We start from the raw sequence: 920 nt of genomic DNA on the forward strand, positions 1-920 counted from the left end.
CTCATACATTGAGAAAAAGAAAGGCCGCCAGACGACTCATATCGTATTTTCCTTCCGCGATATCACTTCCATGACGACAGGATAGTCTGAGGGTTATCTGTCACAGATTTGAGGGTGGTTCGTCACATTTGTTCTGACCTACTGAGGGTAATTTGTCACAGTTTTGCTGTTTCCTTCAGCCTGCATGGATTTTCTCATACTTTTTGAACTGTAATTTTTAAGGAAGCCAAATTTGAGGGCAGTTTGTCACAGTTGATTTCCTTCTCTTTCCCTTCGTCATGTGACTTGATATCGGGGGTTAGTTCGTCATCATTGATGAGGGTTGATTATCACAGTTTATTACTCTGAATTGGCTATCCGCGTGTGTACCTCTACCTGGAGTTTTTCCCACGGTGGATATTTCTTCTTGCGCTGAGCGTAAGAGCTATCTGACAGAACAGTTCTTCTTTGCTTCCTCGCCAGTTCGCTCGCTATGCTCGGTTACACGGCTGCGGCGAGCGCTAGTGATAATAAGTGACTGAGGTATGTGCTCCTCTTATCTCCTTTTGTAGTGTTGCTCTTATTTTAAACAACTTTGCGGTTTTTTGATGACTTTGCGATTTTGTTGTTGCTTTGCAGTAAATTGCAAGATTTAATAAAAAAACGCAAAGCAATGATTAAAGGATGTTCAGAATGAAACTCATGGAAACACTTAACCAGTGCATAAACGCTGGTCATGAAATGACGAAGGCTATCGCCATTGCACAGTTTAATGATGACAGCCCGGAAGCGAGGAAAATAACCCGGCGCTGGAGAATAGGTGAAGCAGCGGATTTAGTTGGGGTTTCTTCTCAGGCTATCAGAGATGCCGAGAAAGCAGGGCGACTACCGCACCCGGATATGGAAATTCGAGGACGGGTTGAGCAACGTGTTGGTTATAC

The 920-nt window shown here is 43.9% G+C and carries 1 protein-coding gene; it reads left to right on the top strand.

Annotated features, from left to right (window positions below; all coding sequences use genetic code 11):
- Positions 1-672 precede the first annotated feature (672 nt).
- A partial coding sequence (locus RA26_RS22550; RefSeq protein WP_446720187.1) for a hypothetical protein occupies positions 673-920 on the top strand: 248 nt, incomplete at its 3' end.

The sequence above is a fragment of the Leisingera sp. ANG-M7 genome (assembly GCF_000813965.1).
Taxonomy (GTDB): Bacteria; Pseudomonadota; Alphaproteobacteria; order Rhodobacterales; family Rhodobacteraceae; genus Leisingera.